This is a genomic window from Kitasatospora sp. NPDC029312 (assembly GCF_055569215.1).
Genome location: NZ_JBVHXY010000025.1, coordinates 1 through 19,203, shown reverse-complemented (window position 1 = coordinate 19,203; position 19,203 = coordinate 1). Strand labels below are relative to the sequence as shown.

Genomic DNA, 19,203 nt, shown 5'->3' with positions numbered 1-19,203 from the left:
TCCCGGTGCCACCGGGCCCGGCGCCCCGTGTCGCCGGGCCCGGCTGCCGGGTTACGGATGCCGGGGCATCCGCGGCAGCAGCCGGACCACACCCACGAGCACCAGCTCCAGCACCGCGAGCGCCGTCACGCTGCGGCCGAAGGCGGCCGTCGCGTCGCCCGCGCCGTAGTAGACCAGGCCGATCAGTGCGACCCCGACGGCGCCGCCGACCTGCTGGACGGTGGACACCACCCCGGCCGCCGAACCGGCCAACTCCGGCTCGACGGCCGCCAGGGCGACGGTGGTGATCGGGGCGATCACCAGGCCCATCCCGAGGCCGTCGACGAACAGCCCGGGCGCCAGCCACCAGACGCTGCCGTCCGCCGCGCCGTAGGCGGCGAGGGCGAGCAGGCCCAGCCCGACGGCCATCAGCAGGCCGCCGACGGTGACCGTGCGCGGTTCGCCGATGCGGGCGGTGACCCGGTGGGTGGTGTTGGAGGTGATCAGGTAGCCGAGGCCGATCGCGGTGAACACCAGGCCGGCGCCCAGCGCGTCCAGGCCGCGGCCGAGCTGCAGGTGCAGGGCGAGCACCAGGAAGAACGAGGCCTGGCCGAGCCAGAAGGCGAGTTGGGCGAGCAGCCCGGCGCTGAAGGCGCGGCTGCGGAACAGCCGGGTGTCGACCAGCGGCGCCGCGCTGTCGGTGCCGGCGGTGGTACCCAGGGCGGTGGACCTGCGCGTGGCGCGGTGCAGGTGGACGGCGAAGCCGGCGAGCAGGACGAGCGAGGCGGTGAGGCAGAGCCCGGTCCACAGCGGCCAGTCGAGCCCGGGGCCCTGGATCAGCGGCAACACCAGGGCGGTCAGCCCGAGGGTGACCAGCAGCACGCCGACCGGGTCCAGCCCCGGCCGCTGCGGAGCGCGAGACTCCGGCAGGCAGCGGCGGACCAGGGCGAGCGCGGCCAGGCCGATCGGCAGGTTGATCAGGAAGCAGCTGCGCCAGCCGAGGCCGAGCAGGTCCGCGCGGATCAGCAGTCCGCCGATCAGCTGGCCGAACACCGCGCCGACGCCCATGGTCAGCCCGTACCGGGCGAAGGCCCGCGCCTGCGCCGCGCCGCTGAAGGCCGTCCGCAGGATCGCCAGCACCTGCGGACCCATCAGCGCCGCGGCCAACCCCTGGGCGACCCGGGCACCCACCAGGGCGCCGGCGGTGGGGGCGAGCCCGCAGGCCGCGGAGGCGAGGGTGAACAGGGCCAGGCCGAGCGCGAACACCCGGCGGCGGCCGTAGCGGTCGCCGAGCCGGCCGGCGGTGACCAGCCCGGCCGCCAGCGCCAGGCTGAACCCGGCCATCACCCACTGAACGGCGGCGGGGCCGGCGCCCAGGTCGGCCTGCAGGGAGGGGACGGCGACGTTGACGACGAAGATGTCCAGGGCGGTCATGAAGGTGGCGGTCAGGATGACCGGCAGCAGGCCCCGGGGGGCCGTTGTGGCCATGGCGGTCGTCGCGGCTCTTGCGGTCGGCGTGGCCGTCGTGGCCGCGGCGGACCGCCGGGCGTCCACGGAGGTGCTCATCTCGGACTCTCCTCAAGAGGGGTGGGGCTCGGGCGTCGGCGGCTGGGTTTCGGGTGCTCGGGTTCGCCGTGCGGGACCCGGGGGCCGGGGCCCCGGCTCAGGGCCGGGGAGGGGCGCCGTCCGGTGACTCGGCGGCGCCCCTCGGATGGGCCCGGGGCCCGGGCGCGGCTCAGGCGCCCGGGACGCGGTCCAGGAAGCCGTACACGGCGCCGATCCGCCCCTCAGGGGTGGCCGTGAGCACGTCGAAGCCGATCACCACCGGCTCGGCGCCGGCCGGCCCGAGGTTCCAGGTGAACCGGGCGATGTCGTGGTGCGCGTCCACCGGCCCGAGGGTGAACTCGAGCCCCGGGAACTGGGCCTGGGCGGCGCCGATCAGTGCGTCGATCGCGTCCCGGCCGACGACGGCGGCCAGCGGGTCGGTGTAGCGGCCGTCCTCGGCCCACACCTCGTCGATCAGCTTGCGGCGGGCCGCCGGGTCGCTCTCGTTCCACACCGCGAGGTAGCGCTCGGCGAGCTGCTGGAGGGCGGTGGCGGTGATCTCGGTCATGGCTGTCTCCCGTGTTCCGGTGGGTGGTCGGGCGGGTCGTTCCCGCTGCTCAACCAAGGTATGGACGGGGCGCGGCGGCCGAATCGGTCACGTATAGGCATGGCCGTACGTAGCTTCCGCGCTGGGGTGCCGACGACCGGCTGGGTAGGGTCGGGGGCATGCTGTACGGGAGGGAACACGAACAGGCCGCCGTGGACCGACTGTTGGCGGCGGCACGGGAAGGGCGCAGCGGCGTGCTGCTGCTGCGCGGCGAGGCGGGGATCGGCAAGACCGCACTGCTGGACGACGCGGTCGCCCGGGCCGGGGCCGGGTTCCGGGCGATCCGGGCGGCGGGCGTCGAGTACGAGGCCGAACTGCCCTTCGCCGGACTGAGCCTGCTGCTCGCCCCCGGACTGGACCGGCTGGACGCCCTGCCGGGGCCGCAACGGCGGGCCCTGGAGGCGGCGTTCGGGCTCGGCGACGCCTCGACCGCCACCGCGGACCGGCTGCTGGTCGGCCTCGCCACCCTCGGGCTGCTCGCCGAACTCGCCTCCGAGCAGCCGTTGTTGTGCGTGATCGACGACGTGCAGTGGCTGGACCGGGCCTCCCTGGACGCCCTGCTGCTGGCCGCCCGCCGACTCCAGGCCGAAGGGGTCGCCCTGCTGCTCGCCGCCCGCACCGAGGGCGGCACTTCGGCGGAGCGGCGCCTCGGACTCCCCGAACTGCCGGTGGCCGGCCTCGCCGAGGCCGACGCCACCCGGCTGCTGGCCGACCGGGCCGGCCCCGACCTGCCCGCCGCCGTCCGCGACCGGTTGCTCACCGAGGCCGCCGGGAACCCGCTCGCCCTCACCGAACTCCCGGTCGACGCCGGGCCGCAGGCGCACGCCGTCGGTGGCCTGCCGCTGACCAGCCGGCTGCTGATCGCCTTCCACGGCCAGGTCACCGGCCTGCCGTCGGCCACCCAGACGCTGCTGCTGGTCGCCGCCGCCGAGGAGAGCGGCGAGCTGGACGTCGTGCTGCCCGCCGCGGCCGCGCTCGGCGTCGGCGCCGAACACCTCACCCCCGCGGAGCAGTCGGGCCTGGTGGCGGTCACCGCCGACCGCCGGATCGCCTTCCGGCACCCGCTGCTGCGCTCCGCGATCCTGCAGCGCGCCCCGCACCACCAGCGGCTGACCGTCCACCGCGCCATCGCCGAGGTACTCCCGGAGGGCGACGGCCGCACCTGGCACCTCGCCCTGGCCGCCACCGCGCCCGACGCCGCCCTCGCCGACGCGCTGGAACGCACCGCCGTCCGCGCCGAGCGCCGCGGCGGCCGGGGCGGTGCCGCCGCGTACGAGCGCGCCGCCCGGCTCACCCCGGACCGCGACGGTGCCACCCGCCGGCTCGTCCTGGCGGCCGAAGCCGCCACCGAGGAAGGCGAGTTGGTCCGGGCCGAGGCGCTCGCGGACGAGGCCGGCGGCCGCACCGACAGCGTCCTCGCGCACGCCCTGCTGGACCAGGTCCGGGCCACCGCGCACTTCTGGCGCGGCTCCTACCCGACGGCGCACCGGCTGCTGCTCGACGCCGCCGGCACCGGCATCGAGCGCCCGCACGCCGCCCGGATGCTCTTCCAGGCCTTCCACGCCGCCTGGTACGCGGGCGAGGACGCGGTGGTCGCCGTGCTCGACCGGCTCGCCGCCCTCCCGCTGGCCGACGACGACCCGCTGGCCCCGCTCGCCCGCCACCTGCCCGCCGCCGTCCTCCCCGCCCTCGGCCGGTCCGTCCGGACGCCGCCGCCCGTCCGCGAGACCGCCGCGGCCGCCCGCAGGGCCGGCGCCGAGACCCCGGTCGACCTCGTCCAGCTCTGCGGCGCCACGCTCGTCCTCGGCCGCGACGACGAGACGGTCGAACTCGGCGGCGAACTGGTCGCCGAGGCCCGTGCCAAGGGCACCGTCGGGGTGATGCCCACCCTGCAGTTCTTCCTCGCCGAGGCCGAGCTGTTCCACGGCCGCCACGCCGACGCCGAAGTGACCGCCACCGAGGCGCTCGCCCTCGCCCGGGACACCGGACAGCACCAGTGGGTCAGCCAACTCAGCGCACTGCTCGCCCACCTGGCGGCCCTGGACGGCCGCGGCGAGCGCTGCACCGAACTGGCCGCCACCGCCCTCGCCACCACCGGCCCGCAGACCGCCGCCCCCGCCGCCGGCCGCCCCTGGGCCCTGTGGGCACTCGCCCTGCTCGACCTCGGCCAGGGCCGCGCCGCCGGCGCCGCGGACCGCCTCCAGGCCCTCGCCACCGGCTCCCACCGCCACCACGTCTGCGCGACCCGGGCCGTCCCGGACCTGGTCGAGGCCGCCGTCCGCCTCGGCACCCCGGACCGCGCCGCCGAACCCTACGAACGGTTCGCCCGTTGGACCGCCGCCGCCGACCGCTCCTGGGCCGAAGCGCTACGCCTGCGCTGCCAGGCCCTCCTCGGCCCCGACGAACTCGCCGAACCCGCCTACCGCGCCGCCCTCGACCTCCACGCCACCACTGACCGGCCCTTCGAACACGCCCGCACCGCCCTCCTCTACGGCGAGTGGCTCCGCCGAAGCCGCCGGCGCACCGACGCCCGCCCCCACCTCCACTTCGCCCTGGAGACCTTCGACCGTCTCGCCGCCCACCCCTGGTCCGCCCGCGCCCGCACCGAACTCTCCGCCACCGGCACTCCCGCCCCCGACACCCCCCTCGGCCCGCCGGCGCCCCTCAGCCCCCTGACCCCTCAGGAACTCCAGATCGCCCGCCTGGCCGCCCAGGGCCTCACCAACCGCGACATCGCCGCCCAACTCTTCCTGAGCCCCCGCACCGTCGCCCACCACCTCTACAAGGCCTACCCCAAGCTCGGCATCACCTCCCGAACCGACCTCGCAGCCGTCCTCTGACCACCCCGCCGAACGGGACGTCCGACCCCGGAACGGACGGCCCGTCACCTCGCCGGACACCCCGGCCTCGGCCGTTGCACGGCGGCTCGCGCACCGGGCCGCCCGGGCGGGCTTCGGCCGGGCCGACGGCTCCTCATATGTGCGGAAACGCCAGAGGGCCCATCGGATCTCTCCGATGGGCCCTCTGCACTGGGTCGGGGTGGCGGGATTTGAACCCACGGCCTCTTCGTCCCGAACGAAGCGCGCTACCAAGCTGCGCCACACCCCGGTCCTGCGGTTTGTCGCTCCGTCTCCGTCGCAACGAGTAGAACTCTACCGGACGCTCGCCGAGACACGAAATCCGGTTTCGGGCGGGCGTCCGGTGCTGGTCAGCGGGGGGCCGGGGTGAGGGTGAGGAGGGTGGCCTCGGGGGGGCAGGCGAAGCGGACCGGGGTGTAGCGGTTGGTGCCGCAGCCGGCCGAGACGTGGAGGTAGGAGCGGTGGCCGCCGGCCTGGTGGGTGGAGAGTCCCTTGACCCGGCGGGTGTCGAGGTCGCAGTTGGTGACCAGGGCGCCGTAGAAGGGGATGCAGAGCTGGCCGCCGTGGGTGTGGCCGGCCAGGATCAGCGGGTAGCGGTCGGCGGTGAAGGCGTCGAGGACGCGCAGGTAGGGCGCGTGGACGACGGCGAGCGAGAGGTCGGCGTCGGCGGAGGGGCCGCCGGAGACCTCGGAGTAGCGGTCGCGGCGGATGTGCGGGTCGTCGAGTCCGGTGAACTCCAGGTCGAGGCCGGAGACGGTGAGGCGGCCGCGGGTGTTGGTGAGGTCGAGCCAGCCGGCCGCGTCGAAGCCGTCGCGGAGCTTCTCCCACGGGTTGTGGACGGCGCCGGTGATGCCGCGGCGGGCGGTGCCGTCGGGGTTGTTCATCCCGTGGGCGCCGCTGCGCATGGCCTGGAGGTAGCGGGCCGGGTTCTTGCGGGCCGGGCCGTAGTAGTCGTTGGACCCGAAGACGTAGACGCCGGGGAACTCCATGAGCGGCCCGAGCGCGTCGAGGGTGGCCGGGACACCGAGGGGGTCGGAGAGGTTGTCGCCGGTGTTGACCACCAGGTCGGGGCGCAGGCCGGCCAGGCTCTTCAGCCAGCGCTGCTTCTTGCCCTGTCCGTTCACCATGTGGATGTCGGACACTTGCAGGACCCGGACGGGCTTGGCGCCGTGCGGGAGGACGGGGACCTCGACTCGGCGGAGGCGGAAGGCGCGCACCTCGTACCCGACGGAGTAGGCGAGGCAGGCGGCGCCGGCGGCGGCAACGCCGAGGGGAACGGAGTACAGCGGTCGCATCAGCCCATGCTCTCAGACGGTGGATCAGCTGGTGAACGTCCGGTGGCCCCGTGCGGGTACGGGTCCGGGGCCGGACGGGGGGACGGATCAGGGGACGGGGCCGGCGCCCGCGCCGGTTCCGCGGAGTCCCGCCGGGCGCGTAGGGCCCGGACCTTGTGGCGGTTGCCGCAGCGTTCCATCGAGCACCAGCGCCGCCGCCCGGGCCGCGAGGTGTCGACGAACAGCAGTTGGCAGTCGGATGCCCCGCACTCGCGGATCCGGTCCCCGTGCGGGCCGGTGAGCAGGGCGATCGCGTCGCGGGCGAGGGTGGAGACCAGCTGCGCCCCGTCGGCGGGCAGCGGGGCGGCCGGGGAGCCGTCGGGGCTGATCTGCGGGACGAGCGGCGGGTGGGCGGCGGCCCGGTTGAGCACGGCGTGGTCCTCGGCGGTTCCGGCCCGGCCCCGGGCGCGGGCGGTGGCCAGGCGCCACAGGGCGTCGCGGAGGATGCGGGCGGCGGTGAGCTGCTCGGCGGAGATCCGTACGGCGTCGGCGGGCAGGCGCAGCCGGGACCGGCGGAGCCAGTCGGCGAGGTCGGACGGGCGGTGCAGCACCTCGTACCGGGCGTGATCGCCGGGGCCGCCGGTGGGGAGCAGTTCGAGGCAGAGGGCGCCCGGGTCGAAGTGGAACCGGGCGCCGCCGGGCGTGGTGAGGACCAGGCCGGTCGCCGGCTCGTGCTCGCCATCGGTCATGTAACCAGGATAAGGAGTTACGCAGCGTTGCGTTGCGCGGTCGGGCGCGGCAGCCCAGCCGCGGCGGGCGCGGTTGATGGCCGGGCGCGGTTGATGGCCGGGCGCGGTTAATGGCAAGCGACCGAACCCCGCAGGTGGGAGACTCGTGCCCATGACCACGCTCAAGGAGCAGCTGCAGGAGGACCTCACGGCTGCCATCAAGGACCGGGACGAGCTGCGCTCGTCCACCATCCGGCTCACGCTGGCCGCCGTCACCGCCGAGGAGGTGGCGGGCAAGGAGAAGCGCGAGCTGTCCGACGCCGAGGTGCTGAAGGTGATCACCCGCGAGGCCAAGAAGCGCCGCGAGGCGTCCGAGGCCTTCGACAAGGGTGACCGGCCCGAGCAGGCCGAGCGCGAGCGTGCCGAGGGCGAGGTGCTAGCCGGGTACCTGCCCAAGCAGCTCTCCGACGAGGAGCTGGCCGCGATCGTGGCCGCCGCCGTGGCCGAGAGCGGGGCGAGCGGGCCGCAGGCGATGGGCGCCGTGATGAAGCTGGTCAAGCCGAAGGTGGAGGGCCTGGCCGAGGGCGGCCGGGTGGCCGCCGCCGTGAAGGCCGCCCTGGCCTGACCCGGCACCGCACACTGCAGCACCGCGAAGGGGCGCCCCCGGAATCACCGGGGGCGCCCCTTCGCCCTGTCCTGCTGCGGTGCTCGGCCGTCGTCTTCCTCGGCCGTTGCGGTGCTCCGTCGCGGCTCTCCGTCGCGCTGCTCCGCCGCGGTGTGCGACGCGGTCACCCGCGCCGCACCGCCGACGGCCCGTCAGCCGTTGCCGCCGCCGTGCTTGCCGCCGTTGCCGCCGCCGTTGCCGCCCCCGCCGATGAAGCCGGGCGGGAAGGTGAACCCGCCTCCTATCACCCCACCGGGGTTGCCGTTGGCCGGGGGCGGCGGCGGGTTCCCGGCCGGCTGCTGCGGCTGGGTGTTGGGGTCGGCCGGCGGGGCGGTGTTCGCCGGGGGCGTGGCCGGCTGCGGGTCCGGGATGTTGGTGGTCTGGATCGGCTCCAGCGGGGTGCCCCTGAGCGCCTGGTTCATCGCCATCTGCCAGATCGGGCCGGGGCCGGTGGCGCCGAAGACGTCGTCGAAGTGCTTGCCACCGATGTTGATGTTCTTCATCTTGACGCCGCCGGCCGGGCCGCCGAGCCAGACCGCGGTGGCCAGCGACGGGGTGTAGCCGTCGAACCAGGCGGCCTTCTTCTCGTCGGTGGTGCCGGTCTTGCCGGCGATCTTGCGGCCGTCGTCCAGGCCGAGCGCAGCCGCGGTGCCCTTCTCGGTCACGTTGAGCAGGACGGTGTTGAGCGAGTCCGCGGTCTGCTCGGAGAAGGCCTGGCTGCACTGGGACTGCGGGACCTTGATGTCCTTGCCGTCCACCGTGGTGATCTTGTTGATCGCGATCGGGGTGCAGTACTTGCCGCGGGCGGCGAAGGTCGCGTAGACGTTCGCCATGGTCAGCGGGGAGAGCTCCATGGTGCCGAGGACCATCGAGGGGACCTCCTGGAACGGGTCGCCCTTCGCGGACTGGGTGATGCCCAGCTTGTTCGCCATCTGCTTCATCGCGCAGAGGCCGACCTGCTGCTCCATCTGCACGAAGTAGGTGTTGACGGAGCGGGCCATGGCCTCCTTGAGCTCGTACGGCCCGACCTCGCTGTCCTGCTCGTTCTTCACCGTGGCCTTGGGCTTGTCGGTGTTCTTCCAGGTGCCCGAGCAGGTGGACATCTGGGGGTACTCGATCTTGTTCTGGGACGGGAACGACTGGGTGTTCGACATGCCCGCCTCCAGCGCCGCCGCGGCGAGGATCGGCTTGAAGGTCGAACCGGTCTGGAAGCCGTTGCCGCCGCCCATCGCGGCGTCGACGTTCAGGTTGACGACGGTCTGGTTCTTGTTCGGGTCCAGGCCGTACGGGCGGGTCTGGGCCATGGCGAGGATCTTGCCGGTGCCCGGCTCCATCATGGTCGCCGCGGCCGACACCTGGTCCGTCACGTTGACGTTCTTGGTGACGGCGTTCTGGGCGGCGGCCTGCTTGTCCGGGTCCAGCGTGGTGTAGATGTTCAGACCGCCGGTGTCCCAGAGCTTCTTGCGCTCCTCGGCGGACTTGCCGAACGCCGGGTCCTGCTTGACCACGTGGCGCACGTAGTCGCAGAAGAAGCCCATGCCGGCCTGGGCGGTGATGCAGCCGTTCTGCGGGTCCTTGTACTTCAGGCCCAGCGGGGCTGCCTTCGCCTCCTTCGCCTGGTCGGCGGTGATGTGCTTGTTCTCGAGCATCTTGTCGATCACGACGTTGCGGCGCTTGAGCGTGTTGTCGGGGTAGCGCACCGGGTCGTAGGACGACGGGTTCTGCACTATCCCGGCGAGGGTGGCGGCCTCCGCGATGGTGAGGTCCTTGTTGCTCTTGCTGAAGTAGCGCTGGGACGCGGACTCGACCCCGTAGGCCTGGTGGCCGTAGAAGGTGATGTTGAGGTAGTTGGTGAGGATCTGGTCCTTGGTCAGGTCCTCCTCCAGCTTGATCGCGACCTTGAGCTCCTGGATCTTGCGGCCCAGGGTCTTGCGCTGGGCCTCCAGGACGGCCGCCTGGTCGTCGCCGGCCTTCTCCACGTTGACGTTCTTCACGTACTGCTGGGTGAGCGTGGAGGCGCCCTGGGAGGCGGTGCCGCTCTCCGCGTTCTTGCTGAGCGCGCGCAGCACGCCCTTGAGGTCGACGGCGCCGTGCTCGTAGAAGCGGGCGTCCTCGATGTCGACCTGGGCCTGCCGCATGTACGGGGACATCTGGTCGGCGCTCAGGACGGTGCGGTCGCGCTCGTAGACCTTGGCGATCAGGCCGCCCTTGGCGTCGAAGATCTGGGTGGCCTGGGTGAGCGGCGGGGTCCTGAAGTCGTCGGGGATGTTGTCGAAGCTCTCCGCCGTGTCCTTGGCGGTCAGCCCCATGGCGCCGACGGCGGGCAGGGCGAGGCCTGCCAGCAGGACTCCGGAGAGCACGCTGACGCCCAGGAACTTCACGCCGTTGCCGACGTGGTCGAACGGTGATCCGCTGCTCTTGCGGCGCGGAGCTCCGGCGTTGCCTGGGGGCTGGGATGCCTGTGGGCGCTTCGGTGCCATGAGGAGAACCCTACGTCGCCGATTCCCGCACATAGGGGCAGGTGTTCGCCTAGGCTTGTCACAAGCTTGCGACAGCTTCGGTGCGTCAACATCGTTCACTCTTGTGAGTGCGGAGAGTTGCCCGAATTGCCCGCTATCGACCGGGTTTTGAGGCGGCTGTGGCGCGCCGTGTCCGGGTGGGTGGTAGCGCTCCGTGACGGTGCCTGCGGCGAGAGTGGATCCGCCGAACGTGGCAAGGCTTGCGACCTGCGATCACTCCAACGAGTGAGATGACCGATACCCATAGTCCGATCGGGTCATTCGAGATTGAGCCCGAAGGGGCTGTTGCGCGCTGTCGTTCTTCCGTAACGTCCTCAACTGGCAACGGTGAATATGCCGTTGCCGCCGTGGGGGAGCCTCGAATACGGGAGAGGACGGCGCCGGCATGGGCTGGGTTGACGACTGGAGTGCGCAGGCCGCCTGCCGCACGAGTGATCCGGACGAACTGTTCGTCCAGGGGGCGGCGCAGAACCGCGCGAAGGCGGTGTGCAGCGGTTGCCCCGTCCGTACGGAATGCCTCGCGGACGCCCTGGACAACCGGGTGGAGTTCGGGGTGTGGGGCGGGATGACGGAGCGCGAGCGGCGGGCGCTGCTGCGCCGTCGCCCGACGGTCATCTCGTGGCGCAGGCTGCTGGAGACGGCCCGCACCGAGTACGAGGAGTCCCTCGCGACCGGCGTGATACTGACGGACTACGCCCAGGCGGGCTGAGGCCCACGCCCGGGCGGCCTGAAACCCACGCCCGGACGGGCTGAGGTGTCTACGCCGCGCCGCTCAGCCGGTCCCCGATGGCGCGCAGCCCGTCCAGGTCGTGCACGTCGCCCGGCAGCGCCGGGACCTCCACGATCGGGACGTCGGGGTACACCGACACGAAGCGGTCGCGGGTGCGGCGCTCCCGCCCCATGATCTGCATCCGCTCGGCGTGCAGCCGCAGCAACCCGGCCGCGAGCAGCTCCGCCTCGGGCGACGAGTGCTCCGAGCCGTTCTCCTCCAGGGCCTCGGCGGCCGCCAGCGCCCGTTCCGCGGTGAGCTGCGGCGCGCCCGTGCTGTGCACCCGATTGAGCACCAGACCGGCCAGCGGCATCCGGTCCGCGGCGAGCCGGTCCACGAAGTAGGCGGCCTCGCGCAGCGCGTCCCGCTCCGGCGCGGCCACCACCAGGAAGGCGGTGCCCGGCGCCTTGAGCAGCTGGTAGGTGCGGTCCGCGCGCTCGCGGAAGCCGCCGAACATCGAGTCCATCGCGGTGACGAAGGTCTGCACGTCGGTGAGCAGCTGGGCACCGAAGATCCTGCCCAGGGTGCCGGTGAGCAGGCCCATTCCGGCGTTGAGGAACTTCATCGCGCTGCGGCCGCCGACCTTGGCGGGTGCGGTCAGGATGCGGATCACCCGGCCGTCCAGGAAGGACCCGAGCCGGTTGGGCGCGTCCAGGAAGTCCAGCGCCGAGCGGGACGGCGGGGTGTCCACGACGATCAGGTCCCACTCCTCGGCGGAGCGCAGCTGACCGAGCTTCTCCATCGCCATGTACTCCTGGGTGCCCGCGAAGCCGGCCGACAGGGACTGGTAGAACGGGTTCGCCATGATCGTCCGGGCCCGCTCGGGGTCGGCGTGGGCCAGCACGACTTCGTCGAAGGTCCGCTTCATGTCGAGCATCATGGCCTGGAGCTCCCCATCACCGGTGACGCCCTTGACCACCCGGGGGGTGTTGTCGAGTTCGGTCAGGCCCATCGACTGGGCCAGCCGCCGGGCCGGGTCGATGGTCAGCACCACGACCTTGCGGCCGCGCTCGGCGGCCCGCAGGCCGATCGCCGCCGCGGTGGTGGTCTTGCCGACGCCGCCGGAGCCGCAGCAGACGATGATCCTGGTCTTGGGGTTGTCGATCAGCTCGTCCATTCCGAGCCGCCTTCCGGTACCGCGCACGCCGTCCGATGGGTTCGTCACGCCGCCCCCTGCCGCTTCAGTTCGCCCGCCAGCCGGTACAGCCCGCCGAGGTCCACGCCCTCGCCGAGCAGGGGGAGTTCGTACGTCGGGAGCCGCAGCTGCTGGAGGTCGGCGCGCTGCTCGCGCTCGAGCTCGACCCGCTCGGCGTGCTCGCGGGCCTGTTCCAGCAGCGGGCCGATCAGCGGGTCCACGGCCGCCCGGACCGTCTCCGCCTTGCGTGAGCGGCCGCCCAGCCCGGCCTCGCCGAGGGCCACCGCGACGTCCTCCCGGTGGTCCCCGTCCACCGCCGACACCGCCGCCGCGTCCAGCAGCGGCGGCCGGACCATGTTGACCATCACCCCGCCCACCGGGAGCTTCGCCTCCCGCAGCTCCGCGATGCCGTCGACCGTCTCCTGCACCGGCATCTCCTCCAGCAGGGTGACCAGGTGCACGGCGGTCTCCGGCGACCTCAGCACCCGCATCACGGCCTGCGCCTGGGTGTGTATCGGGCCGATCCGGGCCAGCCCGGCGACCTCGGAGTTGACGTTCAGGAACCGGGTGATCCGCCCGGTCGGCGGGGCGTCCATGACCACCGCGTCGTACCGGCGCCGGCCGTCCGGGCCCTTGCGGCGGGCCGCTTCGCAGGCCTTGCCGGTGAGCAGCACGTCCCGGACGCCGGGGGCGATGGTGGTGGCGAAGTCGACGAAGCCGACCTTCTGCAGCGCCTTGCCGGCCCGGCCGAGCTTGTAGAACATCTCCAGGTACTCGAGCAGCGCCTGCTCGGTGTCGATGGCCAGCGCGAAGACCTCGCCGGGCGCGCCCCGCCCGGCGGCCAGCCCGAGCTGGGGGCGGGCGACGGAGGCGATCCGGCGTTCCTCGTACGGCAGGGCGGCGATGCCGAACAGCTCGGCGATGCCCTGCCGCCCCTCGACCTCGATCAGCAGCACCCGCCCGCCCTCGGCGGCCAGCGCCAGCGCCAGCGCGGCGGCCAGCGTGGTCTTCCCGGTGCCGCCCTTGCCGCTGACCACGTGCAGCCGGACACCCTCCCAGTCGGGGTCGCGCCGGGCCGCCTGGTCGGGGGTGCGTGCCACGCTCCGTCTCCGTCCGTCTCCGTCCTACGGGCGTCCCCTCCGCGGAGGATGCCCCTGTGACGAGGGTGCCCCCACCGACGGGGGTGTCCCTCACGAGGGTGCCTCTCGCGAGGGTAACCAGGGAGCGCGTCCGATGCCCGGAGCACCTGGGGTGCCGGGACTGAATCATGCCCCCTTTGTGCTCCACCTCACACGCCGGTCGCCGGGCGGCGGCGGTCGCCGGGACGGCTCGTCTAGAGTCTGGCCATGACCAAGTGGGAATACATGACGGCGCCCCTGCTCGTGCACGCCACCAAGCAGATCCTGGACAACTTCGGCGAGGACGGCTGGGAGCTCGTCCAGGTCGTGCCCGGCCCCAACCCGGAGCAGTTGGTGGCCTACTTCAAGCGGGAGAAGAACGCGTGAACACCGTCGAGTCGAAGCTCGCGGAGCTGGGCCTGAGCCTGCCGCCGGTGGCCGCCCCGGTCGCTGCCTACGTGCCGGCCGTGCGGTCGGGCGAGTTCGTGTTCACCTCCGGCCAGCTGCCGGTCGTCGACGGCAAGCTGCCGAGCACCGGCAAGGTCGGTGCCGAGGTGTCCCCGGAGGAGGCGAAGGAGCTCGCGCAGATCTGCGCCCTGAACGCGCTGGCCGCCGTCAAGTCGGTGATCGGCGACCTGGACCGGATCGAGCGGGTCGTGAAGGTCGTTGGCTTCGTCGCCTCCGCCGCCGACTTCACCGGCCAGCCCGGTGTGATCAACGGCGCCAGCGAGCTGCTCGGCAAGGTGCTGGGCGACGCGGGTGTGCACGCCCGCAGCGCGGTCGGTGTCGCGGTGCTGCCGCTGGACGCCCCGGTCGAGGTCGAGCTCCAGGTGCGCGTCAAGAACGACTGATTGCGGTCACGGAGGCGGGGCCGGAACTTTCCGACCCCGTCGAATGCGGTCCCGGAGGCGGGGTTGGGCCTGTCCAACCCCGCCTTCGTGCGCTTAGCATCCGGGCATGGACCATCGAGCAACGACGCTCCCGATGCCGCCCGGCTGGCCCGCCCGGATCCGGGCGGTCGACTCCGGCGCGCTGACCCCGCCGGTGCCCAGGCTCGCCGCGACCGTCGTACTGCTGCGCGACTCCGCCGCCGGGCCGGAGGCCTACCTGCTGCGCCGACGCACCTCGATGGCCTTCGCGGGCGGGATGTACGCCTACCCGGGCGGCGGGGTGGACCCGCGGGACGCCGAGGTCGAGACGGGCTGGGCGGGTCCGACGCCGGAGGCGTGGGCGCGGCGGCTCGGGGTGGACGCCCGGACGGCGCGGGCAGTGGTCTGCGCGGCGGTGCGCGAGACCTTCGAGGAGGCCGGCGTGCTGCTGGCCGGCCCGGACGCCGACGGCGTCGCCGCGCCGCGCGACTGGTCCGCCGAGCGGGCCGCGATGGAGGCGCACGAGCTGTCCTTCGCCGAGTTCCTCCGCGACCACGGCCTGGTGCTGCGCAGCGACCTGCTGGGCGGCTGGGCCCGCTGGATCACCCCGGAGTTCGAGGAACGGCGCTACGACACCTGGTTCTTCGTCGCCGCCCTGCCGGCCGGCCAGCTCGCGGCCCTGGAGGTCGGCGAGGCCGACCGGGTCGCCTGGTTGACGCCGACCGAGGCGGTTCGGGGGTACCAGGAGGGCCGGTTCGGCATGCTGCCGCCCACCGTGACGGTGCTGCGCGAGTTGTCGCCGGTGCGGACCGCCGCGGAGGCGGTGGCCGCGGCCGCCGACCGGGTGCTGGCGCCGGTGCTGGGCCGGGCCGAGGTCCGGGGCGACCGGATGACGGTCCGCTGGCCCGGGTATGACGAGCTGACCATCGACGGGGAGTTCCCCGTGGAACCACCGGTCGGGGAGCCCCGGCCGGAGGCCTCCTGACCGTTCCGACCCGATGGCCGAGGACACCGGGATCGCCGACTGCCGAGAGGACTCCGGGACTCCTGATGGCCGAGGACTCCGGAATTCCCGATAGCCGGGGGCTCCGGGACTCCCGACCGCACGAGAGACGCCGACGAGAAAGGACCGACACCCGATGGACCACGACGACGTGGCTCGCCGGACGGCCCCCGAGCTGCCCGCCCGCCGACTGATCCCCCGCTCCACCGGCTGCGACAGCCAGGTCCCGTTCGTCGAGGTCGCCCAGCGCGCCCTCGTCCGGGCCCTGCCGCTGCGGGCCCTGCACCGTGACGGCGAGCGCGGCCGGTGAGCGGACTCCTGCCGGGTGACCCCGCCGCCGCGACCGGCGGTGAGGCCACCCCACGAGCGCTGTGCGTGCTGGCGCCGAACCCGTCGCCGATGACGCTGGACGGCACCAACACCTGGTTGCTCTCCGAACCCGGCTCGGACCTCGCGGTGGTGATCGACCCCGGTCCGCTGCACGAGGAGCACCTGCGGCGGGTGGTCGAGCTCGCCGAGGAGCGGGGCAAGCGGATCGCGCTCACCCTGCTCACCCACGGCCACGCCGACCACTCCGAGGGCGCGGCCCGCTTCGCCGAGCTGACCGGCACCGAGGTGCGGGCCCTGGACCCGGCGCGCCGGCTCGGCTCGGAGGGCCTGGTCGGCGGTCAGCGCCTCGACGTCGGCGGCCTCGACCTCCGGGTGGTCGCCACCCCCGGGCACACCTCGGACTCGCTGACCTTCCACCTGCCGGACGACGGCGCGATCCTCACCGGTGACACCGTGCTCGGCCGCGGCACCACGATGGTCGCCCACCCCGACGGCCGGCTCGGCGACTACCTGGACTCGCTGCGCCGCCTGCACACGATGGCCTCCCACCACGGCGTACGGACGGTGCTGCCCGGCCACGGCCCGGTGCTCGCGGACGCGCTCGGCGCCGTCGACTACTACCTGGCGCACCGCGCCACCCGGCTCGCCCAGGTGGAAACCGCGGTGGAGGCGGGCTGCCGGACGGCCGCCGACGTGGTCGCCCGGGTCTACGCCGACGTCGACCGGGCGCTCTGGCCGGCCGCCGAGCTCTCGGTGCGGGCCCAGCTGGAGTACCTGGAGGAGCACGGGCTCATCCCGGGACAGGACTGATCCGGGCCGGAACGACACGAAGGCCCGTCCGGACCGGACGGGCCTTCGCGGTGCTCGGAGCGTCAGCGCGAGCGGCGCGACAGCCGCTCGACGTCGAGCAGGACCACCGCGCGCGCCTCCAGCTTCAGCCAGCCGCGGCCGGCGAAGTCGGCGAGCGCCTTGTTGACCGTCTCGCGGGAGGCGCCGACCAGCTGGGCCAGCTCCTCCTGGGTGAGGTCGTGGGCGACGTGGATGCCCTCCTCGGACTGCACGCCGAAGCGGCGGGAGAGGTCCAGCAGGGCCTTGGCGACGCGGCCGGGCACGTCGGAGAAGACCAGGTCGGACATCACGTCGTTGGTCCGGCGCAGTCGGCGGGCGATGGCCCGCAGCAGCGCGATGGAGACCTCGGGGCGGGCGTGCAGCCAGGGCTGCAGGTCGCCGTGGCCGAGACCCAGCAGCTTGACCTCGGTCAGCGCGCTGGCGGTGGCGGTGCGCGGGCCCGGGTCGAACAGCGACAGCTCGCCGATCATCTCGCTGGGGCCGAGCACGGCCAGCATGTTCTCGCGGCCGTCCGGGGAGGCACGGTGCAGCTTGACCTTGCCCTCCGCGACGACGTACAGCCGGTCGCCCGGGTCGCCCTCGTGGAACAGCGACTCACCACGGGCGAGGGTGACCTCGGTCATGGAAGCGCGCAGCTCGCCGGCCTGTTCGTCGTCGAGTGCCGCGAAGAGTGCGGCGCGCCGCAGAACGTCGTCCACGTGCTTCCTCCTTCTCGGCCGTCCGGCGGTGGGCCGCCGTCCGGCGCAAGTTCCGTTCAGTGTTCTGCATCACCAAGCATGGCGCATGTCGCTCCGATCATATGAGGAGGGGGTGTATCCGGGTGCGCCGTGCGGGGCCATTCGTACCGGCGGATCACGGGTGCACCGGCGGATCATCGGGCCGGGCGCCCGGCGGGCACCGGGGCGTCGAACGCCTGCCCGTCGGGGTCGAACAGCGAGTCGCCCACCGCCGTACGGGCGGAGAGGACGGTGTGCCCGGCCCGGTGCGCGCTGGTCAGGCCCGCCGTGCGCAGGGCGCTGAGGTGCTGGGAGACGGCGGCCGCGGACAGCCCGGTGCGGCGGGCCAGCTCGGTGGTCGAGGCGGGGGAGTCCAGCTCGGCCAGCAGCCGGGCCCGGGAGCGGCCGAGTACGGCGGCCAGCGCGTCGGTGCGCGCAGAGGTGTCGGAGCGGTCCTCCCACAGGGTGGCCGTGCCGCGCGCCGGGTACATCAGCTGCGGCGGGTCCGGCGGCAGCACCCGGGTGAGCACCCGGGGCCAGGCGAAGGCCGACGGCAGGAGCAGCAGCCCGGCTCCGGCGTTCAGCCGGGTCACGGCGCAGTGCCGGCGCTCCAGCCGCAGGGCGGTGCCGTCCCAGCGGACCGTCTCGTGCAGCTCGTCCAGCATCCGGGCGGTGCCGTGCTCGGCGGCCTGGCGGGAGCGGTGGAAGACGTCCGCGGCCAGCAGCGCGCGGATCCGCGCCCAGTACGGGGCGAGCGCCAGCTCCCAGTACGCCGCGATCTCGGCGGCCAGCCCGGGCAGCCGGGCGGCCGGGTCCCGGTGGAGCGGCTCCAGGCAGGCCGGCAGCCGCCCGCCCGCCTCGCCGGCCAGGATGTCGAGGTCGGCCCGGACCTGCCCCGCGCCGGTCGCGGTGATCGCGGCGAGCTCCTCGGCGAGCGTGGGGGAGAAGCCGGCCGGAGTCGGGTTGAGGAAGTCCGGCAGGTGGCCGTCGGGCGGGACCATCGCGGCCAGCCGCCCCCAGTCCAGCCCGGAGGCGGCCAGCCGCTCGCGCACCTGCCCGGCCCAGCGGCGGTGCAGCGCGGGAGCGGGCGAGTGCGCGAGGGCCCGCAGGCTGGTCACCACCTCCTGCATCGGGCTGACGGCGAACCTGGTCAGCGCCAAGTCCTGGGCCGAGAAGTGGAGTTCCGTCCGCATGCGCGGCCCCCTTCGGAAGATTCGGCCCCAGCTTAAACACTGGTGACCCGCCCGGCGGTGAGCGCAGGATGCCTGCGTCCCCACCGATCCGTACGAAAGCCGGTGCCCCTCATGTCCACCACCACCCGGGCCCGCGAGCGGGCACTGCGACTGCGCGGGCTCGTCGAGGAGGGCGTGCTCGTCCTGCCCAATGCATGGGACGCCGGCAGCGCCGCGGTGATCGCCTCGGCCGGCGCGCAGGCGATCGCCACCACCAGCGGCGGCGCCTCGTGGTCGCTCGGCCTCGGTGACGGCCAGCGGATGGACCGGGCGACGGCGGTCGAGACGGCCCATCGGGTCGTCGCGGCGGTGGACCTGCCGGTCACCATCGACGCCGAGGGCGGGTACGGGCCGCTGCCCTCCGATGTGGCGGCCACCGTGGCCGGGCTGGTCGGGGTGGGCGCGGCCGGGGTCAACCTGGAGGACTCGACGGCCGTCGGCGGGCCGCTGTTCACGGTGGCCGAGCAGGCCGAACGGCTGCGCGCGGCCCGGACCGCGGCGGTCACCGCCGGCCTGCCCGAGCTGCTGGTCAACGCCCGCACCGACGTGTTCCTGTTCGGGCTGGGCGGGCTGGACGACGTGCTGGTCCGGGCCGCGGCCTACGCCGAAGCGGGCGCGGACGGCCTGTTCGTCCCCGGACTCCTGGACCTCGACGCCCTCGCCGAGCTGTGCAAGCGGACCCCGCTGCCGGTGAACGTCATGGCCGCCGCGGGTGGCCCGACCGTCACCGAACTCGCCGCCACGGGGGTGCGGCGAATCAGCGTCGGCACGGGCCTCGCCCAGCTCGCGTACACGGCGGCCCGCCGCGCCGCCGTCGAACTGCTCGACGCCGGGACGCTGACGGAGCTCGACGGGGCGCTCGGCTTCGGAGAGCTCAACGGGCTGTACTGACCGGGAGCTCGGCTGGACAGGCCTAGGTCCTTTCTTTTGGATCAGCGGGCGGACCAGATGAAGATCCCCGCGATGTGGAGGCCGGCCTGGAAGACGGTGGCGGTCTTCTCGTAGCGG

At 73.8% G+C, this 19,203-nt stretch carries 18 protein-coding genes and 1 tRNA gene; 9 read left to right on the top strand and 10 right to left on the bottom strand.

The annotated features are described in order from the left end of the window. Positions 1-51 precede the first annotated feature (51 nt). A complete protein-coding gene (locus ACZ4WV_RS21020; protein ID WP_465748836.1) occupies positions 52-1,545 on the bottom strand; it encodes an MFS transporter in 1,494 nt (497 codons plus the stop codon). Between the two features lie 169 nt (positions 1,546-1,714). Beyond that, entirely contained in the window at positions 1,715-2,092 is a 378-nt protein-coding gene (locus tag ACZ4WV_RS21015) for a nuclear transport factor 2 family protein (protein ID WP_465748834.1), read from the bottom strand. Between the two features lie 158 nt (positions 2,093-2,250). On the opposite strand from ACZ4WV_RS21015, the gene ACZ4WV_RS21010 reads away from it, so the two are divergent. Then, positions 2,251-4,971 (top strand): helix-turn-helix transcriptional regulator, encoded by a 2,721-nt coding sequence (locus tag ACZ4WV_RS21010; RefSeq protein WP_465748832.1) that lies wholly within the window; start codon positions 2,251-2,253, stop codon positions 4,969-4,971. A 194-nt stretch (positions 4,972-5,165) separates the two neighbouring features. On the opposite strand, the gene ACZ4WV_RS21005 is transcribed toward ACZ4WV_RS21010, so the two are convergent. The 3 genes from ACZ4WV_RS21005 to ACZ4WV_RS20995 form a co-directional block, all read right to left on the bottom strand. Next, a tRNA-Pro gene (locus ACZ4WV_RS21005) sits at positions 5,166-5,239 on the bottom strand. 100 nt (positions 5,240-5,339) lie between these two features. After that, positions 5,340-6,284 carry a metallophosphoesterase gene (locus ACZ4WV_RS21000; RefSeq protein WP_465748830.1) on the bottom strand — a complete coding sequence of 315 codons (945 nt, stop codon included), beginning with the start codon at positions 6,282-6,284 and terminating at the stop codon, positions 5,340-5,342. Next, complete coding sequence (locus ACZ4WV_RS20995; protein ID WP_465748828.1) at positions 6,284-7,012, bottom strand: CGNR zinc finger domain-containing protein; 729 nt, start codon at positions 7,010-7,012, stop codon at positions 6,284-6,286. Before ACZ4WV_RS20995 ends, ACZ4WV_RS21000 begins: the two co-directional genes overlap by 1 nt. 151 nt (positions 7,013-7,163) lie before the next feature. Between ACZ4WV_RS20995 and ACZ4WV_RS20990 the strand changes: the two genes are divergently transcribed. Then, entirely contained in the window at positions 7,164-7,616 is a 453-nt protein-coding gene (locus ACZ4WV_RS20990; protein WP_465748826.1) for a GatB/YqeY domain-containing protein, read from the top strand. Positions 7,617-7,807: 191 nt separating this feature from the next. On the opposite strand, the gene ACZ4WV_RS20985 is transcribed toward ACZ4WV_RS20990, so the two are convergent. Next, positions 7,808-10,135 carry a transglycosylase domain-containing protein gene (locus ACZ4WV_RS20985; protein WP_465748824.1) on the bottom strand — a complete coding sequence of 776 codons (2,328 nt, stop codon included), beginning with the start codon at positions 10,133-10,135 and terminating at the stop codon, positions 7,808-7,810. 424 nt (positions 10,136-10,559) lie between these two features. On the opposite strand from ACZ4WV_RS20985, the gene ACZ4WV_RS20980 reads away from it, so the two are divergent. Continuing rightward, on the top strand, positions 10,560-10,883 hold the full coding sequence (locus ACZ4WV_RS20980; protein ID WP_030240986.1) for a WhiB family transcriptional regulator: 324 nt from the start codon (positions 10,560-10,562) through the stop codon (positions 10,881-10,883). A 49-nt stretch (positions 10,884-10,932) separates the two neighbouring features. On the opposite strand, the gene bagB is transcribed toward ACZ4WV_RS20980, so the two are convergent. After that, the gene (bagB, locus tag ACZ4WV_RS20975) at positions 10,933-12,060 is read right to left on the bottom strand and encodes an ATPase BagB (RefSeq protein WP_465748822.1); all 1,128 of its coding nucleotides are present in this window, start codon (positions 12,058-12,060) and stop codon (positions 10,933-10,935) included. A 44-nt stretch (positions 12,061-12,104) separates the two neighbouring features. Next, positions 12,105-13,178: an ATPase BagA gene (bagA, locus tag ACZ4WV_RS20970; protein WP_465748820.1), complete on the bottom strand. Its 1,074-nt coding sequence runs from the start codon at positions 13,176-13,178 to the stop codon at positions 12,105-12,107. 246 nt (positions 13,179-13,424) lie between these two features. On the opposite strand from bagA, the gene ACZ4WV_RS20965 reads away from it, so the two are divergent. The 5 genes from ACZ4WV_RS20965 (at position 13,425) to ACZ4WV_RS20945 (ending at position 16,208) form a co-directional block, all read left to right on the top strand. Further along, on the top strand, positions 13,425-13,583 hold the full coding sequence (locus ACZ4WV_RS20965; protein WP_094743074.1) for a DUF4177 domain-containing protein: 159 nt from the start codon (positions 13,425-13,427) through the stop codon (positions 13,581-13,583). Further along, the gene (locus tag ACZ4WV_RS20960; RefSeq protein ID WP_465748818.1) at positions 13,580-14,047 is read left to right on the top strand and encodes a RidA family protein; all 468 of its coding nucleotides are present in this window, start codon (positions 13,580-13,582) and stop codon (positions 14,045-14,047) included. The genes ACZ4WV_RS20965 and ACZ4WV_RS20960 overlap by 4 nt, the downstream gene beginning before the upstream one ends. A 106-nt stretch (positions 14,048-14,153) precedes the next feature. Next, a complete protein-coding gene (locus tag ACZ4WV_RS20955; RefSeq protein WP_465748816.1) occupies positions 14,154-15,050 on the top strand; it encodes an NUDIX hydrolase in 897 nt (298 codons plus the stop codon). A 154-nt stretch (positions 15,051-15,204) separates the two neighbouring features. Further along, entirely contained in the window at positions 15,205-15,378 is a 174-nt protein-coding gene (locus ACZ4WV_RS20950) for a hypothetical protein (RefSeq protein WP_465748814.1), read from the top strand. Next, complete coding sequence (locus tag ACZ4WV_RS20945) at positions 15,375-16,208, top strand: MBL fold metallo-hydrolase (RefSeq protein ID WP_465748812.1); 834 nt, start codon at positions 15,375-15,377, stop codon at positions 16,206-16,208. Before ACZ4WV_RS20950 ends, ACZ4WV_RS20945 begins: the two co-directional genes overlap by 4 nt. A gap of 62 nt (positions 16,209-16,270) precedes the next feature. On the opposite strand, the gene ACZ4WV_RS20940 is transcribed toward ACZ4WV_RS20945, so the two are convergent. Together ACZ4WV_RS20940 and ACZ4WV_RS20935 are read right to left on the bottom strand one after the other, a co-directional pair. After that, complete coding sequence (locus tag ACZ4WV_RS20940) at positions 16,271-16,945, bottom strand: Crp/Fnr family transcriptional regulator (RefSeq protein WP_030288117.1); 675 nt, start codon at positions 16,943-16,945, stop codon at positions 16,271-16,273. Between the two features lie 173 nt (positions 16,946-17,118). Further along, positions 17,119-18,156, bottom strand: coding sequence for a winged helix-turn-helix domain-containing protein (locus ACZ4WV_RS20935; protein WP_465748810.1), 1,038 nt, complete (start codon positions 18,154-18,156; stop codon positions 17,119-17,121). A gap of 111 nt (positions 18,157-18,267) precedes the next feature. Here ACZ4WV_RS20935 and ACZ4WV_RS20930 point away from each other — a divergent pair, with 111 nt between their 5' ends. Then, positions 18,268-19,086, top strand: a complete 819-nt coding sequence (locus ACZ4WV_RS20930) for an isocitrate lyase/PEP mutase family protein (RefSeq protein WP_465748808.1) — start codon at positions 18,268-18,270, stop codon at positions 19,084-19,086. Positions 19,087-19,203: the final 117 nt, after the last annotated feature.